The 22,692-nt window shown below is 61.1% G+C and carries 16 protein-coding genes; 14 read left to right on the top strand and 2 right to left on the bottom strand.

The features are described from left to right. Window positions 1-69 precede the first annotated feature (69 nt). From rpmE to AB1J88_RS18620, 3 genes are all read left to right on the top strand, one after another. A complete protein-coding gene (rpmE, locus tag AB1J88_RS18630) occupies window positions 70-285 on the top strand; it encodes a 50S ribosomal protein L31 (RefSeq protein ID WP_041074926.1) in 216 nt (71 codons plus the stop codon). Between the two features lie 41 nt (window positions 286-326). After that, window positions 327-1,109, top strand: a complete 783-nt coding sequence (locus AB1J88_RS18625; protein WP_430291686.1) for a thermonuclease family protein — start codon at window positions 327-329, stop codon at window positions 1,107-1,109. A gap of 183 nt (window positions 1,110-1,292) precedes the next feature. After that, a complete protein-coding gene (locus tag AB1J88_RS18620; protein WP_108181444.1) occupies window positions 1,293-2,561 on the top strand; it encodes a malic enzyme-like NAD(P)-binding protein in 1,269 nt (422 codons plus the stop codon). A 235-nt stretch (window positions 2,562-2,796) separates the two neighbouring features. Here the strand turns inward: AB1J88_RS18620 and AB1J88_RS18615 are convergent, their stop codons facing one another. Then, window positions 2,797-5,241 (bottom strand): penicillin-binding protein 1A, encoded by a 2,445-nt coding sequence (locus AB1J88_RS18615; RefSeq protein ID WP_430292699.1) that lies wholly within the window; start codon window positions 5,239-5,241, stop codon window positions 2,797-2,799. A gap of 219 nt (window positions 5,242-5,460) precedes the next feature. Here AB1J88_RS18615 and AB1J88_RS18610 point away from each other — a divergent pair, with 219 nt between their 5' ends. The 11 genes from AB1J88_RS18610 (at window position 5,461) to hemE (ending at window position 21,265) form a co-directional block, all read left to right on the top strand. Then, window positions 5,461-6,525 (top strand): pilus assembly protein PilM, encoded by a 1,065-nt coding sequence (locus AB1J88_RS18610; protein ID WP_041074920.1) that lies wholly within the window; start codon window positions 5,461-5,463, stop codon window positions 6,523-6,525. Beyond that, a complete protein-coding gene (locus AB1J88_RS18605) occupies window positions 6,525-7,091 on the top strand; it encodes a PilN domain-containing protein (protein WP_041074918.1) in 567 nt (188 codons plus the stop codon). The genes AB1J88_RS18610 and AB1J88_RS18605 overlap by 1 nt, the downstream gene beginning before the upstream one ends. Beyond that, entirely contained in the window at window positions 7,088-7,711 is a 624-nt protein-coding gene (pilO, locus tag AB1J88_RS18600; RefSeq protein ID WP_047290892.1) for a type 4a pilus biogenesis protein PilO, read from the top strand. Before AB1J88_RS18605 ends, pilO begins: the two co-directional genes overlap by 4 nt. Further along, window positions 7,708-8,235, top strand: a complete 528-nt coding sequence (locus AB1J88_RS18595; RefSeq protein WP_222017104.1) for a pilus assembly protein PilP — start codon at window positions 7,708-7,710, stop codon at window positions 8,233-8,235. The genes pilO and AB1J88_RS18595 overlap by 4 nt, the downstream gene beginning before the upstream one ends. A gap of 13 nt (window positions 8,236-8,248) precedes the next feature. Continuing rightward, complete coding sequence (pilQ, locus tag AB1J88_RS18590; RefSeq protein WP_222017102.1) at window positions 8,249-10,327, top strand: type IV pilus secretin PilQ; 2,079 nt, start codon at window positions 8,249-8,251, stop codon at window positions 10,325-10,327. A gap of 4 nt (window positions 10,328-10,331) precedes the next feature. Further along, entirely contained in the window at window positions 10,332-10,850 is a 519-nt protein-coding gene (aroK, locus tag AB1J88_RS18585; protein WP_027611316.1) for a shikimate kinase AroK, read from the top strand. A 151-nt stretch (window positions 10,851-11,001) separates the two neighbouring features. Beyond that, the gene (gene aroB, locus AB1J88_RS18580; protein WP_430291685.1) at window positions 11,002-12,102 is read left to right on the top strand and encodes a 3-dehydroquinate synthase; all 1,101 of its coding nucleotides are present in this window, start codon (window positions 11,002-11,004) and stop codon (window positions 12,100-12,102) included. 10 nt (window positions 12,103-12,112) lie between these two features. Then, window positions 12,113-13,702, top strand: coding sequence for an AAA family ATPase (locus AB1J88_RS18575; RefSeq protein WP_262947733.1), 1,590 nt, complete (start codon window positions 12,113-12,115; stop codon window positions 13,700-13,702). Window positions 13,703-14,052: 350 nt separating this feature from the next. Continuing rightward, the gene (gene gltB, locus AB1J88_RS18570; protein ID WP_430291684.1) at window positions 14,053-18,498 is read left to right on the top strand and encodes a glutamate synthase large subunit; all 4,446 of its coding nucleotides are present in this window, start codon (window positions 14,053-14,055) and stop codon (window positions 18,496-18,498) included. A 33-nt stretch (window positions 18,499-18,531) separates the two neighbouring features. Continuing rightward, window positions 18,532-19,950, top strand: a complete 1,419-nt coding sequence (locus AB1J88_RS18565; RefSeq protein WP_007909438.1) for an FAD-dependent oxidoreductase — start codon at window positions 18,532-18,534, stop codon at window positions 19,948-19,950. 247 nt (window positions 19,951-20,197) lie between these two features. Further along, entirely contained in the window at window positions 20,198-21,265 is a 1,068-nt protein-coding gene (gene hemE / locus AB1J88_RS18560; RefSeq protein WP_007968321.1) for a uroporphyrinogen decarboxylase, read from the top strand. A 135-nt stretch (window positions 21,266-21,400) separates the two neighbouring features. Here hemE and AB1J88_RS18555 read toward each other — a convergent pair whose 3' ends face one another. Next, window positions 21,401-22,675 (bottom strand): MFS transporter, encoded by a 1,275-nt coding sequence (locus AB1J88_RS18555; RefSeq protein ID WP_430291683.1) that lies wholly within the window; start codon window positions 22,673-22,675, stop codon window positions 21,401-21,403. Window positions 22,676-22,692 lie beyond the last annotated feature (17 nt).

The raw sequence follows: 22,692 nt of genomic DNA, 5'->3' as shown, positions 1-22,692 counted from the left end.
CGCGGCCTAATTACGTGCGGTATTCAACAATAGTGTTGGGTGGCGGCACGCTAGCCTGAGGAATACACCATGAAAGCTGATATCCACCCGGATTACCCAGTAGTTGCTGTTACCTGCAGCTGCGGCAACAAGTTCGAAACCCGTTCGACCTTCGGCAAAGCCCTGGCGATCGACGTTTGCAACGAGTGCCACCCGTTCTACACCGGTAAGCAGAAGACTCTGGACACCGGTGGTCGCGTTCAGAAGTTCGCCGACCGTTTCGGTGCCTTCGGCGCCAAGAAGTAAGATTGGTCATCCTGGAAAGCCTCTACGGTTTTTCAAGGCTGATGAAAAAGGCGTCCCTTGTGGGCGCCTTTTTTGTGTCCGCGATTTGGCTGTCCGGCGCCCAGGCGTTTTGCCCGGCGCCGGGCGGCCTGAGCAGCGTTGCGGTACAGCGCGTGGTCGACGGCGACACCCTGCGCCTGAGCGATGGACGCAGCGTGCGGATGATCGGTCTCAACACCCCGGAGCTGGGCAAGCAGGGCCGCAGTGATGAGCCCTTCGCCGTGGCCGCGCGCAAGCGCCTTGAAGCTTTGGTGGCGGACAGCGGCGGTCGGGTCGGTTTGCTGCCGGGCAAACAGGCCCAAGACCATTACGGTCGCACCCTCGCGCATGTCTACAGTTCAAGCGGCGCCAATCTTGAAGCGCAAATGCTTGCCGACGGCCTGGGTTTTCAAGTGGCGGTGGCACCGAATGTCGATCTGGTTGCCTGTCAGCAAGCCGCCGAACAGCGTGCACGACTCGCTGGGCGCGGGGTCTGGCGCCAGTCGCCTGTACTGAAAGCGGAGCAGATCCGCGCTTCGGGGTTCGCCGTGGTCAGTGGGCGTGTGAGCAAGGTTCAGCGCAATCGTGGCGGAATCTGGATCGAGTTGCAGGGCTCGGTTGTACTGCGCGTTGCGCCCAATCTGCTCGGACAATTCGACAATTCCCGGTTGCAGTCGCTCAAAGGCAGGCAGGTCGAGGCTCGCGGCTGGGTCGTTGACCGTTCGCGGCGTGGTGGGTTGAAACCGGATCAGCCGCGTTGGCTACTGCCATTGACCGATCCGTCGATGCTGAAAAGTACGCGCTGAAGAAAAATTGTAGACATTTTTTCTATCGATTGTGAACAGTCCAGCCCTTGTGCGCCGTGGCTCTTGGCCCAAAGTCGTAGGACAGGGCGCTTGACAGGGGTGACCGCTCAGTCTTGTGGGGACTTTGCGAGGCGCGTATCCTCGCTGACCAGTCTGTCCAACAGTAAAAAGCGGAATGCCAAAATGTCTGATCTGAAAACTGCCGCTCTCGAATATCATGCCAATCCTCGTCCAGGGAAGCTGAGTGTCGAGCTCACCAAGGCCACTGTTACCGCCCGCGACCTGTCGCTGGCCTACAGCCCCGGCGTAGCTGAACCAGTGCGTGAGATCGCCAGCAATCCTGAACTGGCCTACAAATACACCGGCAAGGGCAACCTGGTTGCAGTCATTTCCGATGGCACCGCGATTCTGGGGCTGGGTAACCTCGGCCCACTGGCTTCCAAGCCGGTAATGGAAGGTAAAGGCGTACTGTTCAAGCGCTTCGCCGGCATCGACGTGTTCGACATCGAAGTCGACTCCGAAAGCCCGCAGGCCTTCATCGACACCGTAAAACGCATCTCCATCACCTTCGGTGGCATCAACCTGGAAGACATCAAGGCGCCTGAGTGCTTTGAGATCGAACGTGCTCTGATCGAGCAGTGCGACATTCCGGTATTCCACGATGACCAGCACGGCACCGCGATCGTGACCGCAGCCGGCATGATCAACGCCCTGGAAATCGCCGGCAAAACCCTGCCGGAAGCCAAGATCGTCTGCCTCGGCGCCGGCGCTGCGGCCATCTCCTGCATGAAGTTGCTGGTGAGCATGGGCGCAAAAATCGAAAACATCTTCATGGTTGACCGTACCGGTGTGATCCACTCCGGCCGTGACGACCTGAACCAGTACAAAGCGGTATTCGCTCACGCCACCGACAAGCGCAGCCTGGCTGACGCTCTGCAAGGCGCTGACGTGTTCGTCGGTCTGTCCGGCCCGAACCTGCTGAGCGCTGAAGGCCTGCTGTCGATGGCGGCCAACCCGATTGTCTTCGCCTGCTCGAACCCTGATCCGGAAATCTCCCCGGAACTGGCGCACGCCACCCGCAGCGACGTGATCATGGCCACCGGTCGTTCCGACTACCCGAACCAGGTCAACAACGTACTGGGCTTCCCGTTCATCTTCCGTGGTGCCCTGGACGTTCGCGCCAAGCGCATCAACGAAGAAATGAAAGTGGCTGCGGCCAACGCCCTGCGCGAACTGGCCAAACTGCCAGTGCCACAGGACGTGTGCGACGCCTACGGTGGTGCGCCGCTGGAATTCGGCCGTGAGTACATCATTCCGAAGCCAATGGACAAGCGCCTGATCACCCTGATCTCCGACGCTGTGGCGAAAGCTGCGATCGAGACCGGTGTGGCGACCCTGCCGTATCCGAAGAACTACCCGCTGAAAAGCGTGGATGACGTGTTCAACGGCTAAGCCGTTGTAGCGCTCCAACGAAAGCCCCGGCTTGTGAGAGTCGGGGCTTTTTGTTTGGCAGATCAAAAGATCGCAGCCCGCGGCAGCTCCTACAGTTGGCCTTGGTGGCCGCCGATTTCGCGGATCGGCGCCGATTCTGTAGGAGCTGCCGCAGGCTGCGATCTTTTGATCTTGCTTTGAAGCACAAAAAAGCCCCGCGCTTCTCACGAAGGCGGGGCTTTTTGCTTGGGCTGGATCAGAACAGATCGATCGGCGCCTGCTCATCCGCTGGCAGCGGGCTGCCCGGTACGGCACCGTTGCCCAGTTCATTCACCGAAGGCGGCGTGTCTTCGGCCTTGAACAGCTCGAAGTAGGCACCCGGTGTGCTCGGGGTGGCGGCACGACCGCTGACCGGATCCACCCGCAGGCTGAGGATGCCTTCCGGCTCAGGCTGCACGTGTGGCGGCTTGTCCTTGAGCGCGGCCGACATATAGTTCATCCAGATCGGCAGCGCCACGGTGCCACCGAACTCGCGGCGACCGAGGCTCTCTGGCTGGTCGAAACCGGTCCACACGGTGGTCACGTAATCGGCGTTGTAACCGGAGAACCATGCATCCTTCGACTCGTTGGTGGTGCCGGTCTTGCCCGCGATGTCGCTGCGACCCATGGCCAGCGCACGGCGACCGGTGCCGAGCTTGATCACGTCCTGCAGCATGCTGTTGAGGATGTACGTGGTGCGGCCATCGACAATTCGCTCAGCCACCGCAGGCACTTGTGGCGCAGTCGCAGCGCCCGGGGCTTCGCCCGGAACCGCAGCGGTGTTGACGGTAATCGGCTGAGGCGTCGGCGCTGCGATGCCATCGGTCGCCGAGCCGCCCTGTGGCACGGTCGGCGGGTTGGCGACGAACAGCGTGTCGCCGTTGCGGCTTTCGATCTTGTCGATGATGTACGGGGTGATCTTGTAGCCGCCGTTGGCGAAAGTGCTCCAGCCGGTAGCGATCTCCATCGGGGTCAGGGTTGCGGTGCCCAGCGCCAGCGACAGGTTCGGTGGCAGGTCCTGCTTGTTGAAACCGAAGCGGGTGATGTAGTCGATGGTCTTGCCGACACCCATCGCCTGCAACAGACGGATCGACACCAGGTTACGCGACTTGTACAGCGCTTCGCGCAGACGGATCGGGCCGAGGAAGGTGTTGGTGTCATTCTTCGGCCGCCAGACTTTGTCCAGGTACTCGTCGACGAACACGATCGGGGCGTCGTTGACCAGGGTCGCGGCGGTGTAACCGCTGTCCAGCGCAGCGCTGTAGACGAACGGCTTGAAGCTCGACCCCGGCTGACGCTTGGCCTGCAGGGCGCGGTTGTAGTTGCTCTGTTCGAAGGCGAAACCACCGACCAGCGAGCGAATCGCGCCGTTCTGCGGATCCAGCGACACCAGCGCGCCTTGCGCCTGCGGGATCTGGCTGAACTTCAGCGAGTTGTTCGGCTGACGCTGCACGCGAATCAGGTCGCCGACCTGCGCCACGTCCGACGGCTGGCGCGGTGCGGCGCCCATGCTGTTGGTATTGAGGAACGGGCGTGCCCATTTCATGGTGTCCCAGGCGACGTGCTCTTCGCCGGTACGGGTCAGCACCTGCAAGCCATTCTTGTCGACCTGGGTGACGATGGCCGGCTCCAGGCTGCTGATGGTGCGCTGCTTGGTCAGTTCGGTGGCCCACGCTTCGCGGGTCTTGCCCGGCAGGCGCGACTCGGGGCCACGGTAACCGTGACGCTGGTCGTAGGTCATCAGGCCTTCGTGCAACGCGGTGTTGGCCATTTCCTGCAGGTTGCTCGGCACCGTGGTGGTGACGCGGAAACCTTCTGTGTAGGCGTCGCTGCCATAGCGGCCGACCATTTCCGCACGGGCCATTTCGGCGATGTACGGTGCGTTCACTTCCGGGGTCGGTACGTGATAGCTGGCGTTCAGCGGCTCGTTGATCGCGGCGGTGTAGTCGGCCTCGGAAATTTTTCCAAGCTTGTACATGCGGCCGAGGATCCAGTCGCGGCGTTCTTTGCTGCGCGCCGGGTTGGCCAGCGGGTTGAAGCGCGACGGGGCTTTTGGCAGGCCGGCGATCATCGCCATCTGCGCCAGGCTGACGTCGCGGATCGACTTGCCGTAATACACCTGCGCCGCCGCCTCGATGCCATAGGCGCGGTTACCCAGATAAATCTTGTTCACGTACAGCTCAAGGATCTCGTCCTTGGTCAGCTGTCGCTCGATTTGCAGGGCCAGGAGAATTTCCGTGGTTTTGCGCGAGAAGCTGCGTTCGCTGGTCAGGAAGAAGTTCTTCGCCACCTGCATGGTGATGGTGCTGCCGCCGGACTGGATGTGGCCGCTTTTGACCAGTTGGGTCGCGGCACGCATCAGGCTGCTCGGATCGACGCCATAGTGGTTGGCGAAATTGTCGTCTTCAGCACTTAGTAACGCATTAATGAAATTGGGTGGAATGTCGGCGAAACGGATCGGAGTACGGCGCATTTCGCCAAATTCTGCGATCAACTTGTTGTCGCTGCTGTAGACCCGCAGCGGAATCTGCAACTGAATGCTTCTCAGCGCCTCCACAGACGGCAAACCCGGACTAAGGTAAAGAAACGCGCCACTGAGACCTAAAAGCAGTCCGCAGAAAACGGCGACGATGGACCAACCGAAAAATTTCAGCAGACGAATCAAGGCTTTTAAGCATCCAGGGCAAAGAATGAAGGTGGCGACAGGGTTCCGGTAACACACAGAACGGCCCGGGCCGGCAGTAAAAAGCGGAAAAAAACGCTGGGCATTATAAGCACTTTTCTGCTGGGGGCGTCATTTGCGCTTCTGTCAAGGCGTGATGAAGGAACGCAAGACGTATTACAGAGTCCGTAACTCACGGAAAGTCATAGGGAATTGGTAGTGCTGGGACTCTTCAATAAAAAGACCGATACGTTACTGGGGATCGACATCAGCTCCACTTCGGTGAAGCTGCTGGAACTCAGCCGTCAGGGCGACCGCTACCGGGTCGAGGCCTACGCGGTGGAGCCGCTGCCGCCCAACGCGGTGGTCGAAAAGAACATCGCCGAGCTTGAAGGCGTGGGCAATGCCTTGTCCCGTGTACTGGTCAAGGCGCGCACCGGGCTCAAAAGCGTGGCGGTGGCGGTGGCCGGTTCAGCGGTGATTACCAAGATCATCGAGATGGATGCCGGGCTGACCGATGACGAACTGGAAAACCAGCTCAAGATCGAGGCCGATCAATACATCCCCTATCCGCTGGACGAGGTCGCCATCGATTTCGAGGTCCAGGGTGTGTCGCCACGCAACCCGGAGCGGGTCAACGTGCTGCTGGCCGCCTGTCGCAAGGAGAATGTCGAAGTGCGCGAGGCAGCGCTGGCGCTGGCCGGGCTGACTGCGCGCGTGGTCGATGTCGAGGCCTACGCGCTGGAGCGCTCGTTCGGCCTGCTCGCCACTCAATTGGCTGCCTCGCAGGAGCGCCTGACGGTGGCCGTGGTGGACATTGGCGCCACCATGACCACCCTCAGCGTCCTGCACAACGGCCGCATCATCTATACCCGCGAGCAACTGTTCGGTGGCCGGCAACTGACCGAGGAAATTCAGCGCCGCTACGGTCTGACCGTCGAGCAGGCCGGGCTGGCGAAAAAGCAGGGCGGTCTGCCGGATGACTATGTCAGCGAGGTGTTGCAGCCATTCCGTGATGCCCTGGTGCAGCAGGTCTCGCGCTCATTGCAGTTCTTTTTCGCCTCCGGGCAGTACCACTCGGTCGATCACATTCTGCTGGCCGGCGGCACAGCCTCGGTACCGGGGCTGGATCGCCTGATCGAGCAGCGTCTGGGCACCCCGACCCAGGTCGCCAACCCGTTTTCCGACATGGCCTTGAGCAGCAAGGTCAACGCCGGGGCCCTGGCCAGTGACGCGCCGGCCCTGATGATCGCCTGCGGGCTCGCGCTCAGGAGTTTCGACTGATGGCGCGGATCAACCTTCTCCCCTGGCGTGAAGAACGCCGCGAAGAGCGGCGCAAGCGTTTCCTGCTGATTCTCATTGGAGTCTTCGTCGGCTCGGTGGGCGCGGTATTTATCGCCGATCAGATCTTCAGTACCGCCATCGAGCGGCAGGCCGAGCGCAATGCCTACATCGGCAAACAGATTGCCGTGGTCGACGAACGAATCAAGCAAATCAGCGAACTCAAGGCGCGGCGCCAGCAACTGGTCGAGCGCATGCGCATCATCCAGGACTTGCAGGGCAACCGGCAGATCAGCGGGCGGATCTTCGACCAACTGGCGCGCACGCTGCCGGACGGGGTGTATTTCACCAGCGTGAAACTGGCCGGCAAGACGCTGTCGATCAGCGGCGCGGCGGAGTCGAACAATCGCGTTTCGGAGCTGATGCGCAATCTGGACGCCTCAGACTGGTTCGACGCGCCGAGTCTCAATGAAGTGAAAGCGACGACTGCCGGTCAGGTGGACCAGGCCAACGTCTTTCAGCTGACCGTTCGTCAGACCCAGCCGGCTGTGACGGAGGGCGACAAATGAAACCGTCCGAATGGCTGCAAAGTCTTCGCAATATCGACTTCAACGATCTGGACACCAGCAATATCGGCTCCTGGCCGGCCGCGGTGAAAAGCATCGCGGGAGTGTTCCTGGCGGTGCTGGTGCTGGCGCTTGGCTACAACTTTTTCATCAGCGACATGGAAAACCAGCTGGAAGCCAGGCGTCAGGAAGAAGACACCTTGAAAGAGCAATTCGCCAGCAAGGCGCGCATGGCCGCCAACCTGGAGTTGTACACCCAGCAGATGAAGGAGATGGAAAACACTTTTGGCGTGCTCCTGCGGCAGTTGCCCAGCGACACCGAAGTCCCGGGATTGCTCGAAGACATCACCCGCACCGGGCTGGGCAGCGGCCTCGAATTCGAAGAGATCAAACTGCTGCCGGAAGTGACTCAGCCGTTCTACATCGAGTTGCCGATCCAGATCACCGTCACCGGGGCTTACCACGACCTTGCGACGTTCGTCAGTGGGGTTGCCGGGTTGCCACGGATCGTCACCTTGCACGATTTCGAACTGGCACCTGCCAGCCCCGATGGCGGGACGAAGCTGCGCATGAACATCCTCGCCAAGACTTACCGCTACAACGACAAGGGGTTGGACAAATGACCCCGTTTCGTTTTTTCGCCCTGTCAGTGCTCTTGTTCGGCCTCAGTGGTTGCGGCGGCAGTGACGAGTTCAGTGACCTCGACGCATACATGAACGAAGTACGTCTGCGGCCGGCCGGCCGTATCGAGCCGACGCCGACGTTTCATTCCTATCCCACGTTCACCTACAGCGCGGCCAACCTGCGCAGCCCGTTCTCGCGTCAGGTGCGAGTCGATCTGGCCGGGCACCAGCGCGGCTCGCGCAACGTCAAACCCGATCCGAGCCGGGTCAAGCAATACCTCGAAGGTTTCAACATCGAGCAGTTTGAAATGGTCGGCACGATCTCCAATGCCTCCGGCTCCTTTGCGCTGCTGCGCGGGGCGGGCGGGGTGCATCGGTTGAAAGTCGGCGACTACCTTGGGCGCAACGATGGGCGCATCGTTGCCATCAGCGCCACTCAGGTCGATGTGGTCGAGATCGTACCCGACGGCGAAGGCGCCTGGCTGGAACGTCCGCGCACCATTCCTTTGAAAGAGCACTCATAGTGGAAGTCGAACAATGAACAGGATTTTCTCCACCCTCGGTTTTTCGCTATGGATAGCGCTGCTTTCACCGATGGTTCAGGCGGCCAGTCTCAAGGCGCTGGATGTCGCGGCGTTACCGGGTGACCGTATCGAGTTGAAGCTGGCGTTTGATAGCCCGCCACCGCAACCCAAGGGCTACACCACCGAATCGCCGGCGCGAATCGCCCTGGACCTGCCGGGTGTCGCCAGCCAACTGACGAACAAGACCCGCGATCTGGGCAGCGGCAACGCCCGCAGTGCGACAGTGGTCGAAGCCAGCGACCGCACGCGTCTGATCATCAACCTGACGCAACTGACGCCGTATACCTTTCGGGTCGAAGGCAACAATCTGTTCGTGGTGGTCGGGCAGGGCGCCAAGCCTGCTGCGCCACGGCCAGCCGCTGTTGCGCCGCGACCGGTCGCGGCTCCAGCACCGGCGAAGGCTTATACCCCCGTCGCCAAAACCATTCGTGGTGTCGACTTCCAGCGCGGCACTGCGGGGGAGGGCAACGTCGTCATCGACCTGTCGGACCCGACCATCGCCCCGGACATCCAGGAGCATGACGGCAAGATCATTCTCAGCTTTGCCCGCACCCAGTTGCCCGACAGGCTGCGGGTACGCCTCGACGTCAAGGACTTCGCCACCCCGGTGCAGTTCGTCAATGCCGCCGCCACTGGCGATCGTGCGGTCATCACCGTCGAACCCAGCGGCACGTTCGACTATTCCACCTACCAGACCGATAACAAGCTGACCGTCAGCATTCGCCCGATGACCGTCGATGATCTGCAAAAGCGCAATGCCGACCGCAACAGCTACAGCGGCGAAAAGCTTTCGCTGAATTTCCAGGACATTGACGTGCGCTCGGTGCTGCAACTGATCGCCGATTTCACCAACCTCAATCTGGTGGCCAGCGATACGGTGCAGGGCGGGATCACCTTGCGTCTGCAAAACGTGCCATGGGACCAGGCGCTGGACCTGGTGCTGAAGACCAAAGGTCTGGACAAGCGCAAGATCGGCAACGTGTTGCTGGTGGCGCCGGCCGACGAAATTGCCGCCCGCGAACGCCAGGAGCTGGAGTCGCAAAAACAGATCGCCGAACTGGCGCCGCTGCGCCGCGAGCTGCTGCAAGTGAACTACGCCAAGGCCGCGGACATCGCCAAGCTGTTCCAGTCGGTGACCAGTGCCGAGGCGAAAATCGACGAACGAGGCTCGATTACCGTCGATGAGCGCACCAACAACATCATTGCCTACCAGACCCAGGATCGCCTCGATGAACTGCGGCGGATCGTGGCGCAACTGGATATTCCGGTGCGTCAGGTGATGATCGAGGCGCGGATCGTCGAGGCCAACGTCGATTACGACAAGAGTCTGGGCGTGCGTTGGGGCGGTTCGATCCAGAACAAGGGCAACTGGAACACCTCCGGGGTCAGCAATGGCTCGTCGACCACCATCGGCACGCCGGGCAGTACCAGCACCAACTCGCCGTTCGTCGATATGGGCACGGTCGGTAACACATCCGGGATCGGCATCGCCTTCATCACCGACAATGTGCTGCTCGATCTTGAGCTGACCGCCATGGAAAAGACCGGCAATGGTGAAATCGTCTCCCAGCCGAAAGTGGTTACCTCCGACAAGGAGACCGCGAAGATCCTCAAAGGCACCGAGATTCCGTACCAGGAAGCCAGCTCCAGCGGTGCGACGTCGGTGTCGTTCAAAGAGGCTTCGCTGTCGCTGGAAGTGACGCCGCAGATCACCCCCGACAACCGCATCATCATGGAGGTCAAGGTCACCAAGGACGAGCCGGACTACCTGAACAAGGTGCAGGATGTGCCGCCGATCAAGAAAAACGAAGTCAACGCCAAAGTGCTGGTAAACGACGGCGAGACCATCGTGATTGGGGGCGTTTTCTCAAATACTCAAAGCAAGGTCGTAGATAAGGTGCCATTTCTTGGCGATGTGCCGTATCTTGGCCGCCTTTTCCGGCGTGATGTGGTTTCGGAGAAAAAATCCGAGCTGCTGGTATTTCTCACTCCGCGTATCATGAATAACCAGGCGATTGCTGTGAGTCGTTGATTCTGTGCGAAATTTGATTCTTGTAGGACCGATGGGCGCTGGAAAAAGCACCATCGGCCGGTTGCTGGCCAAAGAGCTGCGCCTGCCGTTCAAAGATTCCGACAAGGAAATTGAACTGCGCACGGGCGCCAATATCCCGTGGATCTTCGACAAGGAAGGCGAGCCCGGCTTTCGTGACCGTGAGCAGGCGATGATCGCCGAGCTGTGCGCGTTCGACGGTGTGGTGCTGGCGACCGGCGGCGGCGCGGTGATGCGCGATGCCAACCGCAAGGCCCTGCACGCGGGCGGACGGGTGGTGTATCTGCACGCCTCCGTCGAGCAGCAGGTCGGGCGTACGTCGCGCGATCGCAATCGTCCTTTGCTGCGCACCGCCGATCCAGCGAAAACCCTGCGTGACTTGCTGGAGATCCGCGATCCGCTCTATCGAGAGATCGCCGATCTGGTGGTGGAAACCGACGAACGGCCACCGCGCATGGTGGTGCTCGACATTCTCGACCGTCTGGCACAGCTTCCACCCCGTTAAAGCGCCGCCGGAAATGCGCTATCCTCGGCGTCCGGTCACCGCCGTCGAGGTTGTGGCGGATGGCGTGCGAGCGGCGTCACATCAGCTAAAGGTCGCGGACATCCAATAATTCAAGGCAGGACGCCTGCTTCCATCTTCACTGTGGGGACACATGCAGACACTCAAGGTCGATCTAGGCGAGCGCAGCTACCCGATTCATATTGGCGAAGGTTTGTTGGATCAGCCCGAGTTGCTGGCGCCGCATATCCACGGGCGGCAGGTGGCAATCATCTCCAACGAGACCGTTGCGCCGCTCTATCTCGAACGTCTGACCCGCAGTCTTGCGCCGTTCTCGGTGATTTCCGTGGTGTTGCCGGACGGCGAAGCCTTCAAGAACTGGGAAACCCTGCAACTGATCTTCGACGGCCTGCTGACCGCCCGTCACGACCGTCGCACCACGATCATCGCCCTCGGCGGCGGGGTCATCGGTGACATGGCCGGTTTTGCCGCCGCTTGCTATCAGCGCGGCGTCGATTTCATCCAGATTCCTACCACGCTGCTGTCCCAGGTCGATTCGTCGGTGGGCGGCAAGACCGGTATCAACCATCCGCTGGGCAAGAACATGGTCGGCGCGTTCTATCAGCCGAACGTGGTGCTGATCGATACTGCATCGCTGAAAACCCTGCCGAAGCGTGAACTGTCCGCCGGTCTGGCCGAAGTCATCAAATACGGGCTGATCTGCGACGAGCCGTTCCTGAGCTGGCTTGAAGAAAACATCGATGCCCTGCGCGCACTGGATCAGAAGGCCCTGACCTACGCCATTGAGCGTTCCTGCGCGGCCAAGGCTGCGGTGGTCGGTGCCGATGAGAAGGAAACCGGCGTGCGTGCCACGCTCAACCTCGGCCATACCTTCGGCCACGCCATCGAGACCCACATGGGCTATGGTGTCTGGTTGCATGGTGAGGCGGTCGCCGCTGGCACCGTGATGGCGCTGGACATGTCCGCGCGCCTGGGCTGGATCAGCGAACAGGAACGTGATCGCGGCATTCGTCTGTTCCAGCGTGCCGGTCTGCCGGTGATCCCGCCGGAAGAAATGACCGAAGCCGATTTTCTCGAACACATGGCAATTGATAAAAAAGTGATCGACGGTCGTCTGCGCCTGGTGCTGCTGCGCCGGATGGGCGAAGCGGTGGTGACCGCCGATTATCCGAAAGAGGTTCTACAGGCCACGCTGGGAGCGGATTACCGCGCTCTGGCTCAGCTTAAAGGTTAATAAGATTCCGATGACTAGTTTGCATGCCGACGAGGCGTTCCTCGGCCATTTCCAGTTAAGTCACGACCCTTTCGCGCCGCGGGTGCCGGGCTTCAAATTCTTCCCGGCCCAGCGCAAGCCGGTGCTGGGGCAACTGCACCACCTGGCGCGTTACAGCCAGTTGCTGCTGGTGGTCACTGGCCCTCAAGGCAGCGGCAAGACCCTGCTGCGCCAGGCGCTGGTAGCCAGCACCAACAAGCAATCGGTGCAAAGCGTTGTGGTATCGGCCCGTGGAGCGGGCGATGCCGCCGGCGTGCTGCGTCAGGTTGCTCAGGCGCTGGATGTTGGGCAGGCCGAGGTCGGCGCGATTCTGGCGCAGGTGGTACAACTGGCGCTCACTGGTCAGGAAGTCTATCTGCTGGTGGATGACGCCGAGCAGCTCGACGAATCCGCGCTCGAAGCGCTGATGGCGCTGGGTGCCGGTGCACCGGAAGGGCGTCCGCACGTGTTCCTGTTCGGTGAGTCGTCGCTGATCGCGCAGCTCGAGGCCTTGCACCTCGAGGAAGAGCGCTTCCACGTCATCGAATTGCAGCCGTACACCGAAGAAGAGACCCGCGAATATCTCGACCAACGGCTCGAAGGTGCGGGCCGGGGTGTCGAACTTTTTACCGCGGATCAGATCTCTGAGATTCACGAAAGCTCGGAGGGTTGGCCTGGCAACATCAACCAGGTCGCTCGCGATGCACTGATCGAAGTCATGATTGCCAGCCGCTCTGCGGTCAAGCGTCCAAGTATGGGGTTCAACATGCCGAAGAAACACGTATTGGCGATTTCCGCCGTCGTTGTGGTCGCGGTCGCCGCCGCCTGGCTGATGCCGGGTCGCAACAAGGCACCAACCACCGGCGCACCTGCCAACGAACAGGCACAACTGCCGTTGGGCCAAGGCGCCAAGGGTGGCGCGCCGAACGTCGAGTTCGCCGGCAATACCCAGCCGATGCCGCTGCCGCTGGTCGGCAACTCGCAGCCGGTGATGCGCGGCCCGTTGGCTGAGGCCGCAGGCGGCATCACCGAAGGTGACGACGGCGTGCCGGTCGAAGGTTCCAGCGCAACGCCGCCAACCGTAACGACTTCCGCACCACCGGCAGGTGTTCCGGCCGGTCCAGCGCCGACGCCAGTACCTGTTCCGGCGGCCAAGCCGACCCCGGCACCGACTCAGGTCGCCACCGCCAAGCCTGCTCCGGCAGCGCCAGCGGCCAAACCGGCCCCGGCGCCGGCCAAGCCCGTTGCTGCCGCCAAACCGGCCGAGAAGCCGGTTACCGTGGCCAAGGCTGCCGGTGGCAACTGGTACGCCGGTCAGCCGACCAGCAACTATGTGGTGCAGATCCTCGGCACCAGCTCCGAAGCGACCGCGCAAAACTTCGTCAAGGAGCAGGGCGGCGAGTACCGTTATTTCAAGAAAGTCCTCAACGGCAAGCCTCTCTACGTGATCACCTATGGCAACTTCGCCAATCGTGATGCAGCCGTTTCTGCCATCAAGGCCTTGCCAGCGAAGGTTCAGGCTGGTAAACCTTGGCCTCGCACTGTCGCCAGCGTCCAACAGGAACTGGCAACAACTCGCTGAAGATTCGGCGGCCTTACCCAGGCCGCCTCTCCAAGCACCTCAAAATTTCTACAAGTGCGCGCCGTCTCTACAGACCGCGTGCCTTGTGGTGTCTGCGTCACAGTAGTCTTTGAGTCGTTGCAGTCAGAATTAAAAAAGTTTTGACTAGCACAGCAGATCGCTTTAAACCTTTCACGAATGCGACATGAATTTGCGACATTTCGTCGTCAAATTTGTGAGCGTCTGTGTCGCTGTGTACAATGACCACCCTTTTGCCCCCGCAAAGCCGGCGTACGTTCGGCGCGGCAAGCAAGTGGTTGAATTGAAAAGAAATTTGCCTTGTAAAGAGGCAGCCTGGTGAGAAAGTGTCTATGAAAGCAGGTCTGTACCAACCAGATGAATTCAAGGATAACTGCGGTTTCGGCCTGATAGCCCATATGCAGGGCGAGCCCAGTCATACCCTTTTGCAAACGGCCATCGAGGCCCTGACCTGCATGACCCACCGCGGTGGGATTAATGCCGACGGCAAGACCGGTGACGGTTGCGGTCTGCTGATTCAAAAGCCTGACGCGTTCCTGCGGGCGATTGCCCAGGAAAACTTCAGCGTCGAGCTGCCCAAGCAATATGCCGTGGGCATGGTCTTCTTCAACCAGGATCCGGCCAAGGCCGAAGCCGCTCGCGAGAACATGAACCGCGAGATCCTCGCTGAAGGCCTGCAACTGATCGGCTGGCGCAAAGTGCCGATCGACACCAGCGTCCTCGGCCGTCTGGCCCTTGAGCGTCTGCCGCAAATCGAGCAGGTGTACATCGGCGGTGAAGGCCTGAGCGATCAGGACATGGCGGTCAAGCTGTTCAGCGCCCGTCGTCGCTCGTCGGTGGCCAACGCCGCCGACACCGACCACTACATCTGCAGCTTTTCGCACAAGACCATTATCTATAAAGGCCTGATGATGCCGGCCGACCTGGCCGCGTTCTATCCGGACCTCGGCGATCAGCGCCTGCAAACCGCAATCTGCGTGTTTCACCAGCGCTTTTCCACCAACACCCTGCCGAAATGGCCGCTGGCCCAGCCATTCCGCTTCCTCGCGCACAACGGCGAGATCAACACCATTACCGGTAACCGTAACTGGGCGCAGGCCCGTCGGACCAAATTCACCAACGATCTGATGGATCTGGAAGAACTCGGCCCGCTGGTCAACCGTGTCGGTTCCGACTCCTCGAGCATGGACAACATGCTCGAACTGATGGTTACCGGTGGCATCGACCTGTTCCGTGGCGTGCGGATGATCATTCCGCCAGCGTGGCAGAACGTTGAAACCATGGACCCGGATCTGCGTGCGTTCTACGAGTACAACTCGATGCACATGGAACCGTGGGACGGCCCGGCCGGCGTGGTGATGACCGATGGTCGTTACGCGGTGTGCCTGCTCGACCGTAACGGTCTGCGTCCGGCGCGCTGGGTCACCACCACCAACGGCTTCATCACCGTTGCGTCGGAAATCGGCGTCTGGAACTACCAGCCAGAGGACGTGATTGCCAAGGGCCGTGTCGGCCCGGGCCAGATCCTCGCCGTGGACACCGAAACCGGGCAGATCCTTGACACCGACGCAATCGACAACCGTCTGAAGTCCCGTCATCCGTACAAGCAATGGCTGCGCAAGAACGCCCTGCGCATCCAGGCGACCATGGAAGACAACGACCACGGTTCGGCGTTCTACGACGTCGATCAGCTCAAGCAATACATGAAGATGTATCAGGTCACGTTCGAAGAGCGTGATCAGGTGCTGCGTCCGCTTGGCGAACAGGGCTACGAAGCCGTGGGTTCGATGGGCGACGACACGCCGATGGCCGTGTTGTCGCAGCGCGTGCGCACGCCATACGACTATTTCCGCCAGCAGTTCGCGCAGGTCACCAACCCGCCGATCGACCCGCTGCGTGAAGCGATCGTGATGTCGCTGGAGATCTGCCTCGGTGCCGAGCGCAACATCTTCCAGGAATCGCCGGAGCACGCCTCGCGTGTAATCCTCAGCTCGCCAGTGATCTCGCCGGCCAAGTGGCGCTCGCTGATGAACCTCGACCGCCCGGGTTTCGAGCGGCAGATCATCGACCTCAACTACGACGAAAGCGTCGGTCTGGAAGCGGCGATCCGCAACGTTGCCGATCAGGCTGAAGAAGCCGTGCGTGGCGGGCGTACCCAGATCGTCCTGAGTGACCGCCATATCGCCCCGGGCAAGCTGCCGATCCATGCTTCGCTGGCCACCGGCGCGGTGCACCACCGCCTGACCGAAAAAGGCCTGCGCTGCGATTCCAACATCCTCGTGGAAACCGCGACCGCACGCGATCCGCACCACTTCGCGGTACTGATCGGTTTCGGCGCCTCGGCGGTCTATCCGTTCCTGGCCTACGAAGTGCTGGGCGACCTGATCCGTACCGGTGAAGTGCTGGGTGACCTCTACGAGGTATTCAAGAATTACCGCAAAGGCATCACCAAAGGTCTGTTGAAGATCCTGTCGAAGATGGGCATCTCGACCATCGCGTCCTATCGCGGTGCACAGCTGTTCGAAGCCATCGGTCTGTCCGAAGAAGTGTGCGAGCTGAGCTTCCGTGGCGTGCCGAGCCGCATCAAGGGTGCGCGTTTCGTCGACATCGAAGCCGAGCAGAAAGCACTGGCCACCGAAGCCTGGAGTCCGCGCAAGCCGATCCAGCAGGGTGGTCTGCTGAAGTTCGTCCACGGTGGCGAATATCATGCGTACAACCCGGACGTGGTCAACACCCTGCAAGCCGCCGTGCAGCAGGGCGACTACGCCAAGTTCAAGGAATACACCTCGCTGGTGGACAACCGTCCGGTGTCGATGATCCGTGACCTGTTCAAGGTCAAGACCCTCGACAAGCCGCTGGACATCAGTGAAGTCGAGCCGCTGGAGTCGGTGCTCAAGCGCTTCGACTCCGCCGGTATCTCGCTGGGCGCCCTGTCGCCGGAAGCTCACGAAGCCCTGGCCGAAGCCATGAACCGCCTCGGTGCGCGTTCCAACTCCGGCGAAGGCGGTGAGGACCCAGCACGTTACGGCACCATCAAGAGTTCGAAAATCAAGCAGGTCGCGACCGGCCGTTTCGGGGTGACCCCGGAATACCTGGTCAACGCCGAAGTGCTGCAGATCAAGGTCGCTCAGGGCGCCAAACCGGGCGAGGGCGGGCAACTGCCGGGCGGTAAGGTCAACGGGCTGATTGCCAAACTGCGTTACGCAGTGCCGGGCGTGACCCTGATTTCGCCACCGCCGCACCACGACATCTACTCGATCGAAGACTTGTCGCAGCTGATCTTCGACCTGAAACAGGTCAACCCGAAGGCACTGGTGTCGGTGAAACTGGTCGCGGAAGCAGGCGTCGGCACCATCGCCGCCGGTGTGGCCAAGGCCTACGCGGACTTGATCACCATCTCCGGCTACGACGGTGGCACTGGTGCTTCGCCGCTGACCTCGATCAAATACGCGGGCGCTCCGTGGGAACTCGGCCTGGCCGAAACCCACCAGACCCTGCGCGGCAACGACTTGCGCGGCAAAGTCCGGGTGCAGACCGACGGTGGCCTGAAAACCGGCCTCGACGTGATCAAGGCCGCGATCCTCGGCGCCGAAAGCTTCGGCTTCGGTACTGCGCCGATGATCGCCCTGGGCTGCAAATACCTGCGCATCTGCCACCTGAACAACTGCGCCACTGGTGTGGCGACGCAGAACGAGAAGCTGCGCAAGGATCACTACATCGGTACCGTCGACATGGTGGTGAATTTCTTCACCTACGTCGCCGAAGAGACCCGTGAGTGGCTGGCCAAACTGGGTGTGCGTTCCCTCGAGGAGCTGATCGGCCGCACCGATCTGCTGGAAGTCCTCGAAGGCCAGACCGCCAAGCAGCATCACCTGGACCTGACTCCCCTGCTGGGCAGCGATCACATCCCGGCGGACAAACCGCAATTCTGCGGCGTTGAGCGCAACCCGCCGTTCGACCAGGGCCTGCTGGCCGAGAAAATGGTCGACATGGCGACGTCGGCGATCAATGACCTCAGCGGCGCCGAGTTCGATCTGGATATCTGCAACTGCGACCGTTCGATCGGTGCGCGGATCTCCGGCGAAATCGCGCGCAAGCACGGCAATCAGGGCATGGCCAATGCACCGATCACCTTCCGCTTCAAAGGGACGGCCGGTCAGAGCTTCGGCGTGTGGAACGCCGGCGGTCTGAACATGTACCTGGAAGGCGACGCCAACGACTACGTCGGCAAAGGCATGACCGGCGGCAAACTGGTCATCGTGCCGCCGAAGGGCAGCGTCTATCAGACTCAGAACAGCGCCATCATCGGCAACACCTGCCTGTACGGCGCCACCGGCGGCAAGCTGTTCGCCGCTGGTACTGCGGGCGAGCGTTTCGCTGTGCGTAACTCCGGTGCCCACACCGTTGTGGAAGGCACTGGCGATCACTGCTGCGAGTACATGACCGGTGGTTTCGTCTGCGTCCTGGGCAAGACCGGTTACAACTTCGGCTCTGGCATGACCGGTGGTTTCGCCTACGTGCTCGACCAGGACAACACCTTCGTTGACCGGGTCAACCACGAACTGGTGGAAATCCAGCGGATCAGCGGCGAGGCGATGGAAGCCTACCGCAGCCACTTGCAGAACGTGCTGAACGAGTACGTCAAGGAAACCGAGAGCGAGTGGGGTCGTGAACTCGCCGAAAACCTTGATGACTACCTGCGTCGTTTCTGGCTGGTCAAGCCTAAGGCTGCCAACCTGAAGTCGTTGCTTTCCAGCACTCGTGCCAACCCGCAGTGATATGCGCCTGAAGAGTTTGATGAGGTTTTAACAATGGCTGAACGTCTGAATAACGACTTCCAGTTCATCGATGTCGGGCGCAAGGATCCGAAGAAGAAACTGTTGCGTCAGCGCAAGAAAGAGTTCGTCGAGATCTACGAACCGTTCAAACCCCAGCAGTCGGCCGACCAGGCCCACCGCTGCCTGGGTTGCGGCAACCCGTATTGCGAATGGAAGTGCCCGGTGCACAACTTCATTCCCAACTGGCTGAAGCTGGTGGCCGAAGGCAACATCCTCCAGGCCGCCGAGCTGTCGCACCAGACCAACACCCTGCCGGAAGTCTGCGGCCGGGTCTGCCCGCAGGATCGTCTGTGCGAGGGTGCCTGCACCCTCAACGACGGTTTCGGCGCGGTGACCATCGGTTCGGTCGAGAAGTACATCACCGACACCGCATTCGCCATGGGCTGGCGCCCGGACATGTCCAAGGTCAAACCGACCGGCAAACGTGTCGCGATCATCGGTGCAGGCCCGGCGGGTCTGGGCTGTGCCGACGTGCTGGTACGTGGCGGCGTGACCCCGGTGGTGTTCGACAAGAACCCGGAAATCGGCGGTCTGCTGACCTTCGGCATTCCCGAGTTCAAGCTTGAGAAGACCGTGCTGAGCAATCGTCGCGAAGTCTTCACCGGGATGGGCATCGAATTCCGCCTCAACACCGAGGTCGGCAAGGACGTGACCATGGAGCAACTGCTCGCCGAATACGATGCGGTGTTCATGGGCATGGGCACCTACACCTACATGAAGGGCGGTTTTGCCGGTGAGGATCTGCCGGGCGTCTACGACGCGCTGGATTTCCTGATTGCCAACGTCAACCGCAACCTGGGCTTTGAAAAGTCGCCGGAAGATTTCGTCGACATGAAAGGCAAGAAGGTCGTGGTACTCGGTGGTGGCGACACGGCGATGGACTGCAACCGCACCTCGATCCGCCAGGGCGCCAAGTCGGTGACCTGTGCTTATCGTCGTGACGAAGCGAACATGCCCGGCTCGCGCAAAGAGGTGAAGAATGCCAAGGAAGAAGGCGTGAAATTCCTCTACAACCGTCAGCCGATCGCGATCGTCGGCGAAGACAAGGTCGAAGGCGTGAAAGTGGTCGAGACCCGTCTCGGTGAGCCGGACGCCCGTGGCCGTCGCAGCCCCGAGCCGATCCCGGGCTCCGAAGAGATCATCCCGGCCGACGCCGTGGTCATCGCGTTCGGTTTCCGTCCGAGCCCGGCACCGTGGTTCGAACAGTTCGAAATCCAGACCGACAGCCAGGGCCGCGTCGTCGCGCCTGAGCAAGGTCAGTACAAGCACCAGACCAGCAACCCGAAAATCTTCGCCGGTGGCGACATGGTGCGCGGTTCCGACCTGGTGGTGACGGCGATCTTCGAAGGCCGCAATGCGGCTGAAGGGATCCTCGATTACCTGGGCGTCTGATCAACTTCCAATATTGGAATGCAATACCTGTGGGAGCTGGCTTGCCAGCGATAGCATCAACTAGGTTTACCTGAGAAACCGAGTTGCCTGCATCGCTGGCAAGCCAGCTCCCACAGTGCTTTGTGTTGCTGCAAAAATTTGCATTCCAACGCAATAAATTGACCCGATAGACAAAAGGCTGACCTGCATCCGTGCCTTTTGCGTCGCGCTCTGAGAAAATGCCCGCACTTTTTTTCCGGATGCCGACATGACTGCCCTGAAGAACGACCGTTTCCTCCGCGCCCTGCTCAAGCAACCCGTTGACGTCACCCCGGTGTGGATGATGCGCCAGGCCGGCCGCTACCTGCCTGAATACCGCGCCAGCCGTGCCCAGGCCGGTGATTTCATGAGCCTGTGCATGAATCCGGAATTCGCTTGCGAAGTCACGTTGCAACCGCTCGACCGCTACCCGCAACTGGACGCGGCGATCCTGTTTTCCGACATCCTCACCATTCCCGATGCCATGGGCCAGGGCCTGTACTTCGAGACCGGTGAAGGTCCGCGCTTCAAGAAAGTCGTCAGCACCCTGGCGGACATCGAAGCGCTGCCGATTCCTGATCCACACAAGGATCTCGGCTACGTGATGGACGCGGTCAGCACCATCCGCCGCGAGCTGAACGGCCGTGTGCCGCTGATCGGCTTCTCAGGCAGCCCGTGGACCTTGGCGACCTACATGGTCGAAGGCGGTTCGTCGAAAGACTTCCGCAAGACCAAGGCGATGCTCTACGACAACCCGCAAGCCATGCACCTGCTGCTGGACAAGCTGGCGCAGTCGGTGACCTCGTACCTCAACGGCCAGATCCAGGCCGGCGCGCAAGCGGTGCAGATCTTCGATACCTGGGGCGGCAACCTGTCGGCGGCGGCTTATCAGGAATTCTCCCTGGCCTACATGAAGAAAATCGTCAGCGGCCTGATTCGCGAACACGACGGGCGCAAGGTGCCGGTGATCCTCTTCACCAAGAACGGCGGCCTCTGGCTGGAAAGCATCGCCGAGGCCGGCGCCGACGCACTGGGTCTGGACTGGACCTGCGACATCGGCAACGCCCGCGCCCGTGTTGGCGACAAGGTCGCGCTGCAAGGCAACATGGACCCGACCGTGCTCTACGCCAAACCGGAAGCGATCCGCACCGAAGTCGGGCGCATTCTGGCCAGCTACGGCAAGGGCAGCGGCCATGTGTTCAACCTCGGCCACGGCATCACCCCTGAGGTCGATCCGGAGCATGCGGGCGCGTTCCTGCGTGCGGTGCACGAGTTGTCAGCGCAGTATCACGAGTGATCGACGCCCAATAAAAAACGCCCGGCCAATGCCGGGCGTTTTTGTACAAGATCAAAAGATCGCAGCCTGCGGCAGCTCCTACATTGGGATTCGCGTTTCCCTGTAGGAGCTGCCGCAGGCTGCGATCTTTTGCTTTTAAGCTTTCACACCACCAAGTGGCGGCAACTTCGCCAGTTTCAACGCCACCAGCAGCGCCACCAGCAACAGCGCACCAATAAACAGGCCGATGCCATTCCAGCCGCCCAGATGCCAGAACACCCCACCCGCCGTACCGGCAATGCTGGAGCCGGCGTAATAACTGAACAGGTACAACGACGACGCCTGACCCTTGGCCTTGGTCGCGCGCCGGCCGATCCAGCTGCTCGCCACCGAGTGCGCGCCGAAGAAGCCGAACGTGAAGATCAGCATGCCGACGATCACCAGCAACAGCGGTGTGAACATCGTGAGCGCAAGGCCGGCGAACATCAGCGCGATGGTCGCCCACAGCACTTTGCGCCGTCCCAGTTTGTCCGCCAGGGAGCCGATTTTGGCCGAACTGTAGATGCCCGACAGGTACACCACCGACAGCAAGCCGACGAACACCTGATCGAGGTTGTACGGCGCGGCCAGCAGGCGATAGCCGATGTAGTTGAACAGAGTGACGAACGCGCCCATCAGCACAAAGGCTTCAAGAAACAGCAGCGGCAGGCCGGCGTCGCGAAAGTGCATGGTGAAGCCGTCGAGCAGGCTGCGCGGATGCAGCGAGCGTGAGCGGAAGTTGCGCGATTCGGGGAGGATCTTCCAGAACACCGCCGCCGCGACCAGCGCCAGGCCACCGATCACCAGCATCGCCGTGTGCCAGCTGACGAAGTCGATCAACACCCCGGTGATCAAGCGTCCGCTCATCCCGCCAATCGCGTTGCCGCCGATGTACAGGCCCATCGCCAGGCCGATGTGCTGCGGGTGGATCTCTTCGCTCAGATAGGTCATCGCCACCGCCGCCAGGCCGCTCAGCGACAGCCCGATCAGTGCGCGCATGATCAGCACACCCTGCCAGCTCGGCATCATCGAACTGGCAATGGTGCACAGCGCGGCGGCGAACAGTGCCGCGACCATCACCGGTTTGCGCCCGACGCGATCGGAAATCGGCCCGGTGATCAGCAGACCGAAGGCCAGCATGCCGGTCGCCACCGACAGAATCAGGCTGCTCTGCGCCGCGTTGATTCCATACTCGTGGGACAGCAGCGGCATCATCGGCTGCACGCAATACAGCAAAGCGAAGGTCGCGAAGCCGCCGCTGAACAGCGCCAGCACTGTGCGCATGAACATCGGTGTGCCTTTTTCGATGTAGATCTCCTGCAGCTCGGCGATCACATCGTCCGCCGCGGCAGGCGGAACTTCATGGGCAAGAGGGGCGGCGGCGGTTTTCACATCAGACCTCGGAGGGC

Source organism: Pseudomonas sp. S8, from assembly GCF_050473925.1.
GTDB classification, from domain to species: Bacteria; Pseudomonadota; Gammaproteobacteria; order Pseudomonadales; family Pseudomonadaceae; genus Aquipseudomonas; species Aquipseudomonas parakoreensis.
This window is presented reverse-complemented; position numbering and strand designations above follow the sequence as displayed.